Raw genomic sequence first — 17,117 nt, 5'->3', positions numbered from 1 at the left:
GATAACGATGATTCGATATGTCCCTCTGAAAGGCAGGAGTACTATAAACGAAGTATACCTACTTACCGGTTTTGCTCGCTTCGTTATGGACATTCTGCCCGATTGTGGCTGTTAATTTGGACCCGTCTTAAGTTTCCCATATCCTGACAGCATTACGGTTGCTTCATCCATCCGCTGACGGTCGAGTTTATAGAACACCCAGTTCTTGATACGTTTCGAGGTCACTATTCCGGCCTTGGCCAGGATCTGAAGATGGCCTGTCACGGTAGGCTGACTGAGACCAATCTTTTCGGTGATAAACCCGACACACACCCCATCCTCGACCAGATCGCCATCCTGCTGTTCCGGAAAATATGACCTGGGATCGGAAAGCCACTCCACCACCACGAGCCGGTGCTCATTGCCGAGAGCGCGGAAAAGGTCTGCCATTGATGTTTCAGGATTGTTCATATAGCCAACCTCCTATATAGTTATTTTCCTATATAAACTCTGAGGTCATATTATGACAAACCACACCCAAAGACCAATGGACAGTGTCACGCTGAAGGCGATTTATGCTGCTTCCGCGCGCATCAAAACAACGGTTTGCAGAACCCCGCTGCAGCTTTCGCAGGCGCTGTCTTCTCTTGCAGGAGCAGAGGTCAGGCTCAAGATGGAGAGTCTTCAGCATACGGGTAGCTTTAAACTGAGGGGGGCTGCAAACGTCATTGCCAGTCTTAATGCAGACCAGCGCATTGCCGGCGTCATTGCCCCGACGGCGGGAAATCATGGACTGGGGCTTGCCTGCGCGGGTCACGCAGCAGGTGTACCGGTGTCCATATTTCTGCCCTATTCAGCAGACCCGATTAAGGTCTCAGCAATGAAAAGCTATGGTGCTCAGGTTACGTTCTTTGAAAATATTGAAGAGGCGAGACAGGCCGCGATTGTGGCTGCGCAGGAGTCCGGCGCGACGTTTGTCTCCGCCTACGATAATGAGCAGATGATAGCCGGAGCCGGCACCGTCGGTCTGGAAATAATGGAAGACTGGGCAGACGCTGACGTCATTCTCGTAAATATTGGCGGCGGTGGGCTGGCGTCAGGTATTGCGACGGCCGTCAAAGCTATCAACCCTGCAGCCGAAGTGTGGGCAATTCAAAGTGAAGCCAGCCCGACTTTTGCACACTGGAAAGAGGCTGGCCGAACGATCCCGGTTGAATTATCCCCGTCAATCGCCGAAGGCATCAGTGGCTATATTGAGCCTGAAGCAATAACCTGGCCCCTTGTACGCGACCGCGTTGATCGTGTTCTTATTGTTTCAGAAGCCGGGATCAAAGCAGCGATGCTGTTAATGCTGAATCAGCACAGCCATGTTATTGAACCTTCGGGAGCACCTGCAATTGCGGCAGTCCTTCGTTATGCAAAAGAACTGAGTGGACGTAAGGTCGTCTGCGTGGTTAGCGGCAGAAATATATCGGGTTACCGTTATCTGAAATTAATGAATGAGGCCACACTCTGACGACACGCAGCAAAGGTGCAGGCAGGAAACAGAATAGCACGCAGCCGGTGTGAGAGTGAGAATTGATAAAATATCACGCCCCCTTCTTTACTTAGATCGATATGCGAACTTGCCCTACAAAGCGAGGTCTGCCCCGATTATGTTACTCTGTGCAGAAGACCGGGCCTCATCTGAACGCAGTCTGTCAAAATAATTACATTGTCCGTACCTTCTCTCCGAAGCTAAATAAAATGAGAATAATATGAATAAAAGCAGTCTTAAAACCTTTCACCTGTTACGTATTCTGATGCTGACGTGCGTACCCATGTTTTTACTGGGTTGTGCCAGTGCATTATGCCCTTTTGGCAGCTTTGAAGGCACGGTTCCGGACTTTAAAAATAGTTACTGGAGATCCACTGAAAAACATCCGGCTAAGTCTGATGAACAAGTCCAGGAAGAATGCACTCATGCTGCCGACGCTGAGGAGCAACGCCTTTCGCAGGTCTATCTGCAGTTGTGTAAAACCGGCCAGTTAACCGCCGAAAATCAACGATTTGCACAGAAATTACTGGTCAATCCACTCTATTCTGGCTTGAAATCAGCAAAAGCCGTACCACAGGATAAGTCCGTTAATACAGTTGAAGCCCAGCTGAGACGGTCGATTTCTGGGAGCGATAACGCTAAGTATTTCAAAGAAAATTGTGGCTATTACATTGAAAAAAACGCAGCCGAACGGACCAGCACCCTGCTGGGTTTACAGGCAGGGGATTACAAAAAGGAGGTTTTTAAACAGTGCATGGCAGAAAATCATATGGCGCTCATTGTTCCACAGACTGAATTCAGCCGGTGCAAGTCGATAGGATGGTAAACAACCCAGGCCTTACCTCTACTTCAGGTGAACAGGTAAAATGATGACATTGGCCATTTACGCTCCTTACCCCAGACAAACAGTGCTATGCAGGCAGATATAAAATTAAATGCGGGCTTTGCTATAGAATGCATGAGCCCGGAACAACATTAAATATGCTGAACAGCGTTCATGCCAGGCGGCGCGTTCGCCGTTTACCTTCAGTCTGCACTATCTGATGTATACGCATCATTCCCAGTAAACCAGGTAAGCAAGTGCAGCAGCTGAACAGAAAGCATAGGGGCTTAAAAGCAAAATATCCGAATAAGACGCCTCACATATCCTGATAACAGGCCATGCCAGTATAAACAGCCACATGAAGAGCACAGAGTACACAATACAAAAGCTCCCCTTCAGGGCGGCATCAGGATAAAATCGCTTCGAAATCATCGCTAATGGCATGCCGATTATCATTGTTCCCATCGTGGTCCCAATAATACTCATCGTAACGATGAAAAAATAAATAAATATGAGGCCCATTACCGGTGCACTGTCTTTCCCCAGGGAAAGATAGATTAAAACCAGTAATGAACCCACGAGACTACTAAATGTTGCTGATATCACAGATATCCTAATCCAGTTATCGTCAATAATGTTCGCCATAACTCTCTCTTTGTCTGAGCAGCTTTATTGATGCACCGTACCCGCTAAAATTTTCGGCACGAGGCTTGACTGCAAAACAGGCTTCAGGCACAGCATCCTCATGACGACCTGCGACGGGCATCCTGACAATAAGGACATAACGCCGCCAGTCAGTTTTTTTGGAGCAGGCCAGCATGATTGTCATCCCTTTTCCTGGTGAGTTTTATTCTACGAGCCTTTTGCATGTGCCATAAAAATTTTTAAGCATAACTATCTAATTCGAGTAAGGCGACAACATCTGCTTATGGCACAAAGCAGACCTACGTACTGCAAGGTCCGCTATGAGCAAAAAACGAAAGATCGCAGGACCTCTCTGATTGATAAAAACTTGCAACGCAGTCCCGTAATTTTCCTCAGGGATTAATAAATATGCATAGCTCTCACGCTGGATAATCAGAAATATTTCAGTCAGGTCAGCCTTAACTATATGTTTTAATGAGTAAACTAACTTCGCACTTATCGTGAAGTACTACAGCAGAGATTTCAGATAGTTTGGTGCTTAATTTTTAAACTCAGCAGGTAACTTCATGATAAGAAGAGTGGATCACGTCGGTTTTTCAGTTAAAAACATTGATGAGTCATTATTCTTCTGGACTCATATTCTCGGAGGGGAGTTATTACGCGAAGGGAAAATGTCTGGGCCCATCATTGATGAAGTTACAGGCGCAAGGGGGGCTGATGTACGAATGGCGTTGCTTGAGCTGGCTGGCATCAAAATTGAATTACTCCAATACGATAACATTAAACAGCCAGCAGAACCCTCAGCACCCTACATCCCCGGCTATGCTCACCTTGCGTTTATAGTTGAGGATCTGGATACGCTCTTGCGCAAAGTATCGGAGTATGGCTGGAAAACACCAGGTAAACCTCAGACAGTCTTATCAGGTCCCATGCAGGGAACCAGAGTAATTTATTTACAAAGCCCCGATGGACAGACGCTGGAGTTGATGGAGCACGGTCAATGAAGTCCACCTGGCATAGCCCGTTATCGGCTTATTTGAAACATTGATCTTTGCAATGTCCGCTTCTGGCACAATACGGGCTCACATCAGGACCGGCGATTTGTCCTGGCGAAAACCCTTTTCTTATCAGGCGTGAGAGTTCGCCTGGCCTCTTTCTGTCGGCCTACATGCCCAGACTGGCCAGCAGGTCATCCACATCATCCTGACTGGCAGGCGTTTCTGATGCGGAAGCGGGTTTAGAAGGCGCATTACGTTCGGCGCTGCTATGTGAGCCTGCGTTATCACGGATGACCTGTATCAGTTGCTGCTCCGCCTGGTTCAGCACGGCCATCATCGCCTGCACAATTTGTCCTGTAAGATCCTGGAACCCCTGCGACATCATTATCGCGTGCAGTTGCTGTTGTGTCAGACCCGTGACACGAGGGACGTCATTCAGCAAGGCAACGGTATCTGTAGCTAATGCCTGGGTCTGTTCTTTGTCTGACAGCGTCCTGGAAGTGGCATCCCAGCGTTGTGTGAGTTTCTCCGCTTTTTCTCCCAGCTCAGTTTGCAGCGGCTGCGTGATTTCCACGCTGTTGATTACGCCCTCTGCTGCTTCGCGGGTCATTGTGACGACATAACCCAGCCTTTCACGGGCGTTCGGAATGCTTCCCGCCACATCGGCAATGGTTTTATCAAGCCCCAGCTGTTGCAGACTGTCGCGAAGCTGCCGCAGGATGTGGCCAGCACGCGCCGTAATTTCGCCAATTTCCTGATGCTTACTATGAATGTCGGATGGTGACATGGATGTTGTTTCCTGCGTACAGAGTGTCGATACCTGAGGTTATCGGCAGCTCTCGGCAGATTTTTAAATTTCCCTGGAATTTTTCCTCAGGTAAAAAGTGACATGATGTCAATGAGGCGGCATTGGCTGAACGTCATCAGGCTGGTGGAAGCGAGAAATAGCCCTGATTAAATCGTCAATGGATAACATATCGTCCAGTTATAGTTGACCTTCGCCAATTTTAAATCCCCGGTAACATCGCCAAAATTAACGGACTGGCGTTCAAAAATATACTGACGCAGAGAGGTGGGTAGAAAATCGGCGCCGTAGCGCAGAAGGGTGCTGTGCCAGAAAGGGGCAGGTAATGGGCTGCCACTGTGACGCATTTGCAATTCATTCTTCCATTGAGAATTCAAAACGCTTTCGCAGAAGGACTGGCGCATGGCGATTGCAGTACTGTCAGGGATTCCCGCAAGCAACAACTGGCTGGGCAACGCAACCAACCGAAGGTCTCGTATAACGATTCGCTTTGCATCGAATCCAGTCCAGATCTTCGTCAATTCTGCCACTTTTCCTGGCAGTGGCTCGCTTTCGTTCATAAACGGCAGAGTCAGGGGCAGGAAGGTAAAATGAAAACCCTCCGGGGGAAGAACATCAGCAAGTGGGTCATCTTTTGTGAGCTGCTGCAATTCACCAATAAGACGCGAGGCATCCAGAGAGACAGGGGGCTGTATACCCGAGGCAAGAGCCAGCCTGACAGGATCGTAATAGTTTCCCTGTTTAATATCCCCAACTCCTGTATTTTTCGCCCAGATGGCGGTGGTGTTTTCGTTTGTTGAACGATAGAGGTTTTGCAGACTCATCGATGACAGACCTTTTGGAATAAGAATGAATACAGGCTTTTACCCTGCTATTTCTGCCCGGTATTTTACGCTATTTAATTAATTATTTAGTGTTCACCTGCCCTTAAACAGACAATCAGGGGACAGATCAGGACAACATAAAGCGGACGCATAGAATCCATCCAGTCTCTCTGATATTGATGACGCTAAAGCACGTCTGTTGAGGGAGAAAAGATGAATTTTTTTAGCAGTAAAGAATTTACTGGCTCAAGAGCATGGGACTCACTGCATATTGCCAGCTTTGATAATGTCAGCGTGAAACTTCACTGGACCGATCAGCCTTACAAGTGGCACATCAACGATGGACAGGAAGTTTTTGCTGTCATGGATGGATGCGTTGAAATGCAATATAAGGAACAGGGCGAAGTTAAAAGCCGTGTTCTCAACGCCGGTGATATCTTTTACGCCAGTGAAGGAACCGAGCATATCGCGCGCCCACAGGGCATCGCACGCGTGCTGGTTATTGAAAAAGAGGGCTCGGTTTAATCAGAGTGTTTCTTTATCGGGTCAGGCCTGATAATCCGTGACGAAACGGGATATCTCCTCTCCCAGACTGAGCAGAAATGATTCGCGTGAAGGATGGGTATCTATTATGTGCGGCGGCAGCGTGTTCATAAAAGTAAAATGGCCCGCATCCTTAACCACGCAAACATCAATTACCGTTTCTGATTCTGATTGCATAAACAGCGCTTGCGACGGCGGTGTCAGAGTGTCCTTTTCGCCTGTCCAGATCTTCACCGGCACATTGAGGGATGCGAGTGCCGAGGGGGCTTTAAAAAAGTCCGCCGCAGGCGCTAACAGGAACAGTTGATTTAAAACCTGACTGCCTGCAAACGTCACCTTCTCTCCGGCTCGGGTCCACGCCTCCGCGCCGACTTGCATCAACAGAATCACGGCGCCGAGGGAGTGCCCGACACCGGCAATCGATTCATAATCATGACCAAAATTATCCAGAGCGAGGGCAAGCCTCTGGCTACGATCCAGCAGGTCAATCTTTGTGGGTGTGGGTGAGGTCACCCGATAAAAATGCGGTGCGACCACCGCAATACCATTCCGGTTAAAGGTCTGCAAGAGCGCCAGATGACGCAATGGACTTCCTCCAGCACCGGCTGCGAAAAGGATGCATTGCCTGGCCTCTTTCGCCCTTAATAGCGTGACCTCGAAATCCTTACCGGCATGCCGGATGACAGCGGTTTCCACCTTCTCGCTGTAAATCATAAAGCCGACTCCCTGCTGAAACATGAGTCCCGTGATACTAACCCATCGCTTGTGAAACGATAGTTTTTGCCCACTCCAGAACCCGGCCTTGCAGCTTTGCTGCGCTTACTGCGACGCCTCTGCCAGTAATGCCGCCTGCACAGCAGGGCGCGCGCTGATCCTCGTCCGATAAGCCACCAGCGCTGGCCAGCGCGCCAGTTCAATGTTGAAGAATTTGCACCAGCCCAGCACGGTGTACAGATAGGCATCAGCAACGCAGAACGACGCTCCCATCAGAAAGGCTTTATCGGCCAGCGAAGTCTGCAGATAGTCGAACCGCCGGAACAGCTTCTCGCGAAAAATCGTCAGAACATTTTCGGGCAGGGACGTGTTAAACAGCAGCGCAGACCCCGCATGAATTTCACTGGTAATAAAGTTAAGCCACTCCTGCAGACGAACCCTCTCCCAGCTTCCTGCTGGCGGTGCCAGCTTGCTTTCTGGTTTCAGGTCAGCGAGATACTGCACAATCGCTGGCCCTTCCGTCAGTATCTGCCCGTCATCCAGTTCCAGCGCAGCGACATAGCCTTTGGGATTGATTGAGCGAAAGTCATGCCCGTCAGCGGTGAGCTTGCTCCTGTTATCCACTTTAACCAGCTCAAACGCTATTGCCAGTTCACGCAACACGATGTGGGGCGAAAGCGAACAGGTATCCGCGGCGTAGTAAAGTTTCATCTTTTCTCCGATAACATTAAAAGCGGGTAGCGTGTGTTGTGCCTGAATACACTGTGCTCAGTCTCACTGTTGCTGTAAAATTAATGTTTAATAAATTAACTATAAGCCTGGCTACTGATGACTATGATGAATCTTCAACACTGGCGCCTGCTGGTGGCGGTGGCTGATGCCAGTAACATCTCGCGCGGCGCTGAAGTGACGGGCATGACCCAATCTGCTGCCAGTCAGGCGATTGCCCAGTTAGAGTCCTCGCTGGGGTTCCCGTTGTTCGTGCGGGAGCGTCGTCAGATCGGTATAACCGCCCTGGGTGAGCAGGTGATTGAACATGCCCGAACGATGGTGGCGCAGCTCAATGCTATTCGCGAACTGGCTGATGCGCACAGGGGTTTAAAAGGGGAACGTATCCGGCTTGCCAGCTTCCCCTCGGTCACCTCTACACTTTTGCCTGGCTTGCTGCGGAGCTTTAAGCGTCTGCATCCGGACATGGATGTGGTGGTGCTTGAAGGGACTGATGAGGAAGTGGAGGCGTGGCTGGCAGCAGACACCGTTGAGCTTGGGGTGGTGATGAACCCCGCGCCCGGACGTGCTGACGTGATATTAGGACAGGACGCCTGGGTTGCGGTGATGCCTGCCAGCTCTTCGCAGGCTAGCGCGAACGGCATCACCCTGCAGGAACTGGCAGACCAGCCCTTTGTGCTTGCGACAGGCGGCTGCGTGGTGAATGGGAGAAGCCTGATCGAACAGGCGGGCCATCAGCTTACCGACGTGCGGGTAAAAGTCCGCGACTGGATCAGTGCCTGCCTGCTGGTGCGAGAAGGGATGGGGGTTGCACTGGTGCCGGAATCTGCCCTGCCAGCGGAGCTGCGCGGCCTGACCGTGCTGCCGGTAATCCCTGCGGTACACCGTGAGTTCGGGCTGGTCTGTTCACGCGCAGGAAAAGCTTCTGATGCCACGCAGATACTCCTGAAAGGCGTGCGAAAAGGGCAGGGACACCAGGCGGCATGCTGATCAGGCGGAACAATCGACATCACTCAGAATTCGCGTAAATGGTCGAAAATCGGGTAAAGCCGGGGCTGATTCACACGTAAAGCGCCTTGCTCGCCCAGCGTCTGCTTCATTAAGCATCAATCGCTTTTGTCATTCCGGCCACGTCGGGATTGGGTGAGGTAAACAGGATAGCCAGGCAGCACAAGGGCAGTCACCGTCATCGCGGGCATGCTGGCACTGCTTGCGCTTTTAAACACGATCGTTCCCTTCTTTATGTGGTCAGAAATACAGACTGGAAATGGATATTCGCATTGGCTCCCTTATCAGCTGCGATGAGGGAGCCGATGACAAACGGCTTATGCGCTTTGCGACGCTTCGGCCGATTCTTCTTTCATTAATGCCCTGACCGTCTGATGGCGATGCCAGTAAAGGCCGAGAGTATTTTTAAAGGCTTCAATCTCTTTCTTCAGACCGGGTAAGGGGATCTCACTGCGCTTTTTACCTTTAGCGTTCGGCTGCTCATGCTGTAGGTAGAGCTTATCCCGGCCGAAATTACGAATGACATTGATGTTTTTTACGTTATCCCACTCCAGCAGTTCGGCGGTTTTCGGTGACACGATGCCCTGCCAGGTGATGACAATCTGCGAGCCATCTTTAAGCGTGTAAGGCACATTGGGGAAATGCTTCAGCACCAGCGCGGTTTCCATCTCACCCTCAGGCTGATAACGCCAGGCCAGGCTTTCCTCATGCACTGAAGAGAAGTCGCGTTCATATTTCTGCCACAACTGCTGTTCGATCTCGTTGGCAACCGGCATCAGATCAACCCAGCTCTCGGCCGGGAAATCGGCGGCGACCGCTGCATAGTCGGCTTCGTCGATGTTGTATCCGACGTTGCGCATCCTTTCTGCCAGCGGCGGGTGTGAGTCAAAGGGGTGCGGCACATTCTGTTCGCGGACAACGCTGATAAAGTCCGGAGACGCGACATGCTCAGGCAGACCGGCAGCGATAGCTTTACTGATCCCCAGTTCATTTTCATGCAGCGTCCGGTTATTAAAGAAGTTTCGCTCAACTTCACTGCGGTAACTGGCATAGGCGGATACTTTGATCAGCGATTCGATAATCGCGGCGGGGGAGACCAGCGTTGAGGCATTGCGATCCGCCACAAACTCACGTTCACGGCTGTTGCGCTGCCATGCCAGTTCAAACAGCATGCGATAGAGGTAGAGCGGATAGTACACGATCAGTGTTGCCAGATTCTGACCCATCAATTGCATGTAGAGGTCAAAGCGATGCAGCTTCGGTCCCAGCAGTGCGCCGGAAGCGGTGTCACCTTCATGCAGGTGTGTCAGCTCATGGACCATCACGCCATCAGCCTGCGCAACGGTGAGCTGACGCAGCAGCGGAATGCTGACATAGAGTTTACGACCGGTAAGCGGGTGTCCGTTTACGCTGAGTGGGGCTTCCGTCACGTAAAAGTTGGTATCGATGCCCGCAACGATATGATCGGGGGGCGTGGTGCCGACTCTGGCGGCCAGCATATCAATCTGTGACCAGAGTGCCGGAGCGGCTTCGCGTGTCACGACTTCACCTTCAATACTCTCTTCCGGCGGGAGTTTTTTGAAGATGCCTTTAATCATGTAATACATGCCGGCCAGCACCAGCAGGCCTACGGCCATCACCAGCTTTGGATAGTAGGTTTGCGTGAAGAAAGCGGTACCCCAGAATGAGAGCCAGACCAGCATGCCGCCCTGAACCATAACTTCCAGTGAACAGGCCAGCATCAGGAATTTGCGGGCCAGCGCCAGACTGATCACCTGTCCCTGGCGGCTTTTAAAAGCCAGCGCACTGAACAATAGCACCATTAGCAGGACAACGCCGCTGCCGATCAGCGTCCAGAAAGCCACTTTATCCATCATGTAGAACTGCCACAACTCGGATTGCGGTGCGCAGACGGCGTTTTTGTAATCCTGCAGATTTTCATCGACCGGGCCGCAGACGCTGGACGGCGGGTTCTGCTGCAAAAATGTCTGCAGTTTGCCGGTATCCTGATGTTGCTCCTGCGCATCGTTCATAAAGAACTGGGTGTACTGCTGATCGAGTTGCGCATTGCCGTATTCAGCAAAAACCAGAGTAATAACAGGTACCAGAAACAGTGTGAACAGCAGCCAGAGAAATACCTTCAGATAACCCTTTTTCAATTCCGTTAATGATTTCAAAATAATAACATCCTATATGTCAGTGAAAGGGAGAAGCTGCTGACATCAGGAAGTTCTCAACAAGAATATCCTGGCCGCGACTATGCCGTGCGGGGCACGTAAGCGCTTCAGAGAGAGTGTAATTAGTGCAATGAGATTATAATCCAGTCTGAACTCATTTTGAAAAGCCCGGAAAATATTTCTGGATGTTTTTCATTGCCAGTTCGCTATTCTTCGGGCGGCTCACGTTGCTCAGGCATAACACCGATAATTTGAGTTAAAGTTTATTATTTATTTTGGTCAGCCTCCGCCATGAAGTTTAAAAAGCTGCCTTCCTGCTGACGCTATACCAGATTTTATATTTTGCCAGTTGCGCTGAAAAAAATTACCAGCGCATCCCTTTAAAGGGGTTCCAGCCGTTATCGCCTTTTCGCTCTTTCAGGTAATAATTGTAATTCGTACTCATGCCGTACAGTGCATTAAAGCCATAGGCCAGGCCGCCCTGAAGATACCGTGGGAACTCCATGCCCGCTATCGCTAAAGCGATGATCAAAATAACATAAACAGCTATCATAATTAAAATCAGCATGATGTTCTTTTTCCACAGGCCGAGTACAAACAGATAAATCGGGCCAAAAATGAAGGCAATTAAATTCATGTTCACTCTGAATTTTTGCCTGAAAGGCAGTTGCTTCAGTGCCTGTCTGAAGCCGGGTGAACTGGGAGCACCATAACGGTCGAAAAAATCAAAGCGGGCCTGCCACCTCGCACTGTATTCTTTAGATCTGTTCTCTTTACCATTATTTTCAGTGAGTTGCTCCATATCAACCTCCATGCTTTACACGAAATCTGACGATCACCATACTGTTTCATCCGGATGACAGCGGCATAAATGTCTCCCACCTAAACAGCCGATGCAAATGTTAAAAACAGCGATATCACAGCCGCGATTCATTCAAACTAAAATAATAGCGCAGTGCAACAAACAGCAGTGCCGCATCCGGCGAGCAATATTAATGGCACACTGGATACGGGATAAGCAACAACCTCAGGAAATAATCCTGGTGGCATCAGGCGTTTTATAACGAATCGGGCTGATATGCCCTGAACGGGGCAGGGAGAATATTAGCACCAAAGAAAATATCGCTACAATGATAAAAATATGTTAATTTCCAGAAAATAATTTCTCGTTCCTCACCCATCTATAGGATATAAATATGATCGCCTGGAGCGGAGTCGGGTTTTTTGTCGCACTATTAATTTGTGCTGCTTATCTGCTGTGTAAATGGGTGCTGGATTTTTATTACTATGATGGTATTTTTGTCGCGCATTTATGGGCGACAGGCGCAACGCTCATCGTTGCTGCCCTCTTTTGTGCGCTCTTCGTCTGGGCGCTCCGGCAGGAAAAATGGCTGGACTCCATCGCAACGGCGACCAAAAGTGAGCCGATGATGGCCCCCGAAAAAACCCACAATTTCTTTTTTATCCCCGTTCTTTACTGGCCGATAATTTTGTTATTGCTCGGTTCAGGGATCTGTATTTACGACCTGACCAGATAACGCCTCTGCCTCGCCGACACCCGATTCGGTGTCAGTGAAATGGAAATAGCCACTACACGAAGGAGTTCACGGTGAAATTACGTCAATCATTAAACATTATGGGTGCGCTCTGCCTGACGGCTGTACTTGGCAGCAACCCGATGATCGCATCAGCAGCCGAAGCGAAAACAGCACAGGCTGCAAACACGCAGAATCAGACGATCTCGTTGCTGGATGGCAAACAGACTTTCAACCTGCAGGGTTATGAAAAGCAGCCTGTTCCGGGCGGTGGACCTGGAACAATGTATGTAAACAAGCAGGAAAAACGCGTCTTGATCATTGGCGAAGAAGAGATCCCGTTGATTGCGCGCGGTGGCAGTGACGCTGATTTTCTTGAAGGCGGGAAGTCTATCAAAGACAAGCAGAAGCAGGCGTCACCTTCTTATACGGTGATCAGTGAGAAAACTGAGAATGACAATGGTCTGCCCGTTTATCACGTTGAAGCCACTGACAAAATGGGGGGTAATGATGTTCAACAGGCGACGCTGCTGGCGGTTGCCAACAAGAAATTCTCCGTTATTCAGGTGGTTTCAAATCACAAAGATAAAGCTGGCCACCTGAAAGCGGTTAATAACATTCTTGGTAAATAAGCCGGGACAGCGGGTCAGTAAGAGAAGGGATTGTGGGTGAGTCATGCGTTTACTCAGCCGGTAATGCCTTCTCTGTCCCCGGTTTTTTCCAGGTCTTAAAACATAAAAGGCCGTTTCCGGCCTCTCGTTATCTCCCCCAGATACTCACTTCAGGCCGCACGCACCTGAGGCATTTCAATATCCGTACTGATGCGTGCGCCCTCGGCATCAAATACCATGCAGTGATGCGGATGGAAAGACGGACGCAGCGTCTGGTAAGGGCGGAAATGCACATCACCCGGCAGCAGCATTTTGAAGCCGTCGTGGCCGTGGCTCTGACCAAACAGATAGGTGTTGTTGCCGAGTCGCTCAACCACCTCACAGTGGAAGTCGATGTTCAGTGGCGCATCGCCGTTGATCTGTAACTGTTCCGGCCGGATACCCAGCGTGATCTCATCACCGGGCTGCAGCTGACGGATTGGTGAGGGGAGTTGCAGCCGGTTTTCGCCGTCATTTATCAGGGCGACCAGCCCGGAGGGGCCACACTGCTCCACGCGCGCGGGCAGGAAATTCATCTTAGGTGATCCGATAAAGCCCGCGACAAAGCGGTTAATCGGGTTGTAGTAGAGTTCCATGGGCGAACCGACCTGTTCCACCTTGCCGTAATTCATCACCACAATCTTATCGGCCAGCGTCATCGCCTCCGTCTGATCATGTGTCACATAGACCATGGTGGTTTTCAGCTCCTGATGCAGCTTAGCAATGTGCAGCCGCATATCGACACGCAGTTCCGCATCCAGGTTCGACAAGGGCTCATCAAACATAAACACCCGAGGATTACGGACAATAGCGCGGCCAATCGCAACACGCTGACGCTGCCCGCCAGAAAGTTGTTTAGGTTTACGATCCAGCAGATGCGCCAGCTGCAGCGTCTTCGCCACCATCTCGACCTGATGCTGAATCTGCGCCTTTGGCAGACCGTTTACTTTCAGACCGTAGCCGATATTCTCCGCCACCGTCATATGGGGATAGAGCGCGTAACTCTGAAACACCATCGCCACGCCGCGGTGCGAGGGTGCGACATCATTCATCACCTCATCCCCAATCAAAATCTCGCCTTCACTGATCTCTTCCAGACCGGCAATCAGCCTCAGCAGCGTGGATTTACCGCAGCCTGATGGACCGACAAAGACGGCAAATTCACCGGCCTCAATATCGAGCGCAATATTTTTCAGCGTTTCTGTTTTACCAAAGCGTTTGGTGACGTTTCTCAATCTGATACTGGACATGCTAATCCTCACAACAAGATGTCTGGCGGCTAAAATGTATGACGTATAACAGTTGAACATTTTTCACGTCAGCCCTGATGGTGCCTGTGTTGACTATAACGTTCAGCCAGAGTGCACCCTATCGCTGTTTTTGATTTCTGTAATACCGATCACACATTGGTGCAAACGGGCTGGAGCGCAGCACCTGTTCCGCGTAGTTTATGGCTCAAATGCGATACGTTATTCACTCTTCACATGCCTGATAAATCCTTATTCAGCGTGTGTCTGAAAAAAGAACAACAGCAAATGACAGCTAAAAATGTCATACCTTCACACGAGGCCAGCAATGAAAATTAAAATCAACGTTACGCTACTCCTGTCAGCATTGATGCTTAATCAATCCGTCTGGGCCGCTCAGCAACTTACCGTCTGGGAAGACATTAAAAAGTCAGACGGCATTAAAACGGCGATCGCCGATTTTCAGAAACAGTTTGGCGTTGAAGTGAAAGTACAGGAGATGCCGTTTGCACAGCAGATCGAAAAGCTGCGCCTGGATGGTCCGGCAGGCATCGGACCCGATGTGCTGGTGATCCCCAACGACCAGCTTGGCAGCGCAGTCGTGCAGGGCCTGCTGGCACCACTGAAAATCGACACGGCAGAACAGAGCGCCTACACCCCGTCAGCGATGGCGGCTTTTACTCAGAACAACGTGGTCTATGGTGTCCCCAAGGCGGTTGAAACGCTGGTGCTGATCTACAACAAAGATCTTTTGCCTGCGCCGCTGAAAACCCTGGATGAGTATCGCGTGTTCTCGCAGAAGCAGCGCGAGGCAAAACAGTATGGCTTGCTCGCGAAGTTTGACCAGATTTACTACAGCTGGGGCGTGATGGCGCCAATGGGGTCTTACATCTTTGGCAAAGACGCTAAAGGCGCGGTTAACACCAAAGATATCGGGCTGAACACGCCAGGCAGCGTGGAGGCGGTGACTTACCTCAAGCGCTTCTTCAGCGAAGGATTGCTGCCAGGCGGCATCATGGGCGACAACGGCCTGAACGCTATCGACTCCCTGTTTACCGAGAAGAAAGCGGCGGCGGTGATTAACGGGCCATGGGCGTTCCAGCCCTATCAGGCTGCCGGTATCAACTATGGCGTGGCACCGCTGCCACTACTGCCCAACGGCAAGCCAATGAGCTCCTTCCTGGGTGTAAAAGGCTATGTGGTGTCCACCTGGAGTAAAGATCAGGCGCTGGCGCAGAAATTCCTCACCTTTATTAACCAGCCGCAGTATGTGAAAGAGCGCTATCAGAAAACGCAGGAGATCCCGCCCGTTACAGCATTGATGAACGATCCGATTATTAAAAATGATGAGAAGGCCAATGCGGTCGCAGTGCAGGCGGCACGTGCGTCAGCCTTGCCAGGCGTACCAGAGATGCAGGAAGTGTGGGGGCCGGCCAATGCGGCGCTGGAGCTGAGCGTTTCAGGCAAGCAGGAGCCAAAAGCGGCGCTGGATAACGCGGTGAAGCAGATCACCATGCAGATTGAAGCGATGCAGGCCAGCAACCAGTAATGCGGGTTCGCGGGATAACCGTACAGGATAAGGATCAGAGTGTGGCTATATCTTCCGATGAACATCTGGTGACGGCTAAGCCGCCGCGTCGTCATGCGACCACCGGTGCGCTGCTGGCACTGCTGCCTGGCTTTGGCCAGTTTTACCACCGCCAGTGGGCGAAAGGGTTGTGCTTTCTGATTCTGCTCAGCAGCTTTACCGGCGTCTTCCACGATTTTCTGCGTGAAGGATTCTGGGGGCTGTATACGCTGGGGGAATCGGTGCCGCGCGATAACTCCATTTTCCTGCTGGCGGAGGGGATTATCAGCGTGCTGATTGCCGCCTTCGGCGTCGCGGTCTGGGGTGTGTCGGTGCGCGATGCGTGGGTCAATGGCACTAAGCGCGACAAGGGCCAGCAGCTTAACAGCGTGCGTCAGCAGTATCAGTTACTGCTGCGCGACGGCTTCCCCTACCTGATGATTTCGCCGGGCTTTATTCTGCTGGTGTTCGTGGTGGTGTTTCCGATTCTGTTTGGTTTTGCCATCGCCTTCACTAACTACAACCTCTATCACACGCCCCCGGCGAAGCTGGTGGACTGGGTGGGGTTCAAAAACTTCATCAACATTATTACGCTGTCGATCTGGCGCTCCACGTTCTTTGACGTGCTGCAATGGACGGTGGTCTGGACATTGCTGGCGACGACGCTGCAGTGCACCGTGGGCGTGATGCTGGCGATTCTGGTCAATCAGAAAGACCTGCGCTTTAAACCGCTGATCCGCACCATCTTTATCCTGCCGTGGGCGGTGCCGGGCTTTGTCACCATTCTGGTGTTTGCCGGGATGTTCAACGACAGCTTTGGGGTGATCAACAACGCGATTCTCGACTTCTTTGGTATCGCGCCTAAAGCCTGGATGACCGATCCGTTCTGGACCAAAACGGCGCTGATCATGATGCAAACCTGGCTGGGCTTCCCGTTTGTGTTTGCGATGACAACCGGCGTCCTGCAGGCGATCCCGGATGACCTTTATGAGGCCGCCATCATGGACGGCGCCAGTGCCTGGACGCGGCTGAAAACTATCACGCTGCCGCTGGTGCTCTACGCCATTGCGCCGATCATCATCACGCAATACACCTTCAACTTTAATAATTTCAACATCATCTATCTGTTTAACAACGGCGGTCCGGCCGTGGCGGGGTCGAATGCCGGCGGAACCGATATCCTGGTGTCATGGATTTACAAGCTCACCATGTCGTCGTCGCAATATGCGATTGCCGCCACTATCACCATTTTGCTGTCGATTTTCGTGGTAGGTCTGGCGCTGTGGCAGTTCCGCGCGACCCGGTCATTCAAACAAGATGAGATGGCGTAAGGAAG

19 protein-coding genes are annotated in these 17,117 nt (G+C 51.0%); 9 read left to right on the top strand and 10 right to left on the bottom strand.

Annotation, left to right across the window (positions count from 1 at the left end; all coding sequences use genetic code 11):
• Nucleotides 1-111: 111 nt before the first annotated feature.
• A complete protein-coding gene (locus tag IAI47_RS21015; RefSeq protein WP_003851702.1) occupies nt 112-450 on the bottom strand; it encodes a helix-turn-helix transcriptional regulator in 339 nt (112 codons plus the stop codon).
• A gap of 52 nt (nt 451-502) precedes the next feature.
• Here IAI47_RS21015 and IAI47_RS21010 point away from each other — a divergent pair, with 52 nt between their 5' ends.
• Nucleotides 503-1,495, top strand: a complete 993-nt coding sequence (locus IAI47_RS21010) for a threonine/serine dehydratase (RefSeq protein WP_008924793.1) — start codon at nt 503-505, stop codon at nt 1,493-1,495.
• A gap of 241 nt (nt 1,496-1,736) precedes the next feature.
• Nucleotides 1,737-2,342, top strand: coding sequence for a hypothetical protein (locus IAI47_RS21005; RefSeq protein WP_003851698.1), 606 nt, complete (start codon nt 1,737-1,739; stop codon nt 2,340-2,342).
• Between the two features lie 228 nt (nt 2,343-2,570).
• Here the strand turns inward: IAI47_RS21005 and IAI47_RS21000 are convergent, their stop codons facing one another.
• Nucleotides 2,571-2,984, bottom strand: a complete 414-nt coding sequence (locus IAI47_RS21000) for a hypothetical protein (RefSeq protein ID WP_008924792.1) — start codon at nt 2,982-2,984, stop codon at nt 2,571-2,573.
• The gene (locus IAI47_RS20995) at nt 2,968-3,168 is read right to left on the bottom strand and encodes a hypothetical protein (protein WP_008924791.1); all 201 of its coding nucleotides are present in this window, start codon (nt 3,166-3,168) and stop codon (nt 2,968-2,970) included. The genes IAI47_RS21000 and IAI47_RS20995 overlap by 17 nt, the downstream gene beginning before the upstream one ends.
• 382 nt (nt 3,169-3,550) lie before the next feature.
• Here IAI47_RS20995 and IAI47_RS20990 point away from each other — a divergent pair, with 382 nt between their 5' ends.
• Nucleotides 3,551-3,988 carry a VOC family protein gene (locus IAI47_RS20990; RefSeq protein ID WP_008924790.1) on the top strand — a complete coding sequence of 146 codons (438 nt, stop codon included), beginning with the start codon at nt 3,551-3,553 and terminating at the stop codon, nt 3,986-3,988.
• Nucleotides 3,989-4,148: 160 nt separating this feature from the next.
• On the opposite strand, the gene IAI47_RS20985 is transcribed toward IAI47_RS20990, so the two are convergent.
• Together IAI47_RS20985 and IAI47_RS20980 are read right to left on the bottom strand one after the other, a co-directional pair.
• Nucleotides 4,149-4,769, bottom strand: a complete 621-nt coding sequence (locus IAI47_RS20985; protein ID WP_008924789.1) for a protein phosphatase CheZ — start codon at nt 4,767-4,769, stop codon at nt 4,149-4,151.
• 167 nt (nt 4,770-4,936) lie between these two features.
• Complete coding sequence (locus IAI47_RS20980) at nt 4,937-5,611, bottom strand: hypothetical protein (RefSeq protein WP_008924788.1); 675 nt, start codon at nt 5,609-5,611, stop codon at nt 4,937-4,939.
• A gap of 213 nt (nt 5,612-5,824) precedes the next feature.
• Here IAI47_RS20980 and IAI47_RS20975 point away from each other — a divergent pair, with 213 nt between their 5' ends.
• Nucleotides 5,825-6,136, top strand: a complete 312-nt coding sequence (locus IAI47_RS20975) for a cupin (RefSeq protein WP_003851688.1) — start codon at nt 5,825-5,827, stop codon at nt 6,134-6,136.
• A 21-nt stretch (nt 6,137-6,157) separates the two neighbouring features.
• Here IAI47_RS20975 and IAI47_RS20970 read toward each other — a convergent pair whose 3' ends face one another.
• Nucleotides 6,158-6,868: an alpha/beta fold hydrolase gene (locus IAI47_RS20970; protein ID WP_008924787.1), complete on the bottom strand. Its 711-nt coding sequence runs from the start codon at nt 6,866-6,868 to the stop codon at nt 6,158-6,160.
• Between the two features lie 105 nt (nt 6,869-6,973).
• Nucleotides 6,974-7,579: a glutathione transferase GstA gene (gene gstA / locus IAI47_RS20965; protein WP_008924786.1), complete on the bottom strand. Its 606-nt coding sequence runs from the start codon at nt 7,577-7,579 to the stop codon at nt 6,974-6,976.
• Nucleotides 7,580-7,702: 123 nt separating this feature from the next.
• On the opposite strand from gstA, the gene IAI47_RS20960 reads away from it, so the two are divergent.
• Nucleotides 7,703-8,587 (top strand): LysR family transcriptional regulator, encoded by an 885-nt coding sequence (locus IAI47_RS20960; RefSeq protein WP_181405308.1) that lies wholly within the window; start codon nt 7,703-7,705, stop codon nt 8,585-8,587.
• Between the two features lie 335 nt (nt 8,588-8,922).
• On the opposite strand, the gene IAI47_RS20955 is transcribed toward IAI47_RS20960, so the two are convergent.
• Entirely contained in the window at nt 8,923-10,782 is a 1,860-nt protein-coding gene (locus tag IAI47_RS20955; RefSeq protein ID WP_008924784.1) for a M48 family metallopeptidase, read from the bottom strand.
• Nucleotides 10,783-11,146: 364 nt separating this feature from the next.
• Nucleotides 11,147-11,584 carry a DUF2628 domain-containing protein gene (locus IAI47_RS20950; protein WP_008924783.1) on the bottom strand — a complete coding sequence of 146 codons (438 nt, stop codon included), beginning with the start codon at nt 11,582-11,584 and terminating at the stop codon, nt 11,147-11,149.
• A gap of 394 nt (nt 11,585-11,978) precedes the next feature.
• Here IAI47_RS20950 and IAI47_RS20945 point away from each other — a divergent pair, with 394 nt between their 5' ends.
• Together IAI47_RS20945 and IAI47_RS20940 are read left to right on the top strand one after the other, a co-directional pair.
• Nucleotides 11,979-12,320 carry a hypothetical protein gene (locus IAI47_RS20945; RefSeq protein ID WP_187961289.1) on the top strand — a complete coding sequence of 114 codons (342 nt, stop codon included), beginning with the start codon at nt 11,979-11,981 and terminating at the stop codon, nt 12,318-12,320.
• Between the two features lie 71 nt (nt 12,321-12,391).
• Nucleotides 12,392-12,949: a hypothetical protein gene (locus IAI47_RS20940; protein ID WP_008924782.1), complete on the top strand. Its 558-nt coding sequence runs from the start codon at nt 12,392-12,394 to the stop codon at nt 12,947-12,949.
• A gap of 149 nt (nt 12,950-13,098) precedes the next feature.
• Here IAI47_RS20940 and IAI47_RS20935 read toward each other — a convergent pair whose 3' ends face one another.
• Nucleotides 13,099-14,217, bottom strand: coding sequence for an ABC transporter ATP-binding protein (locus IAI47_RS20935; protein WP_003851670.1), 1,119 nt, complete (start codon nt 14,215-14,217; stop codon nt 13,099-13,101).
• Between the two features lie 325 nt (nt 14,218-14,542).
• Between IAI47_RS20935 and IAI47_RS20930 the strand changes: the two genes are divergently transcribed.
• Nucleotides 14,543-15,763 carry an extracellular solute-binding protein gene (locus IAI47_RS20930; protein WP_008924781.1) on the top strand — a complete coding sequence of 407 codons (1,221 nt, stop codon included), beginning with the start codon at nt 14,543-14,545 and terminating at the stop codon, nt 15,761-15,763.
• Nucleotides 15,763-17,112 (top strand): carbohydrate ABC transporter permease, encoded by a 1,350-nt coding sequence (locus IAI47_RS20925; protein WP_370581748.1) that lies wholly within the window; start codon nt 15,763-15,765, stop codon nt 17,110-17,112. Before IAI47_RS20930 ends, IAI47_RS20925 begins: the two co-directional genes overlap by 1 nt.
• Nucleotides 17,113-17,117: the final 5 nt, after the last annotated feature.

The sequence above is a fragment of the Pantoea sp. MT58 genome (assembly GCF_014495885.1).
In the GTDB taxonomy this organism is placed as follows: domain Bacteria; phylum Pseudomonadota; class Gammaproteobacteria; order Enterobacterales; family Enterobacteriaceae; genus Pantoea; species Pantoea eucalypti.
This window is presented reverse-complemented; position numbering and strand designations above follow the sequence as displayed.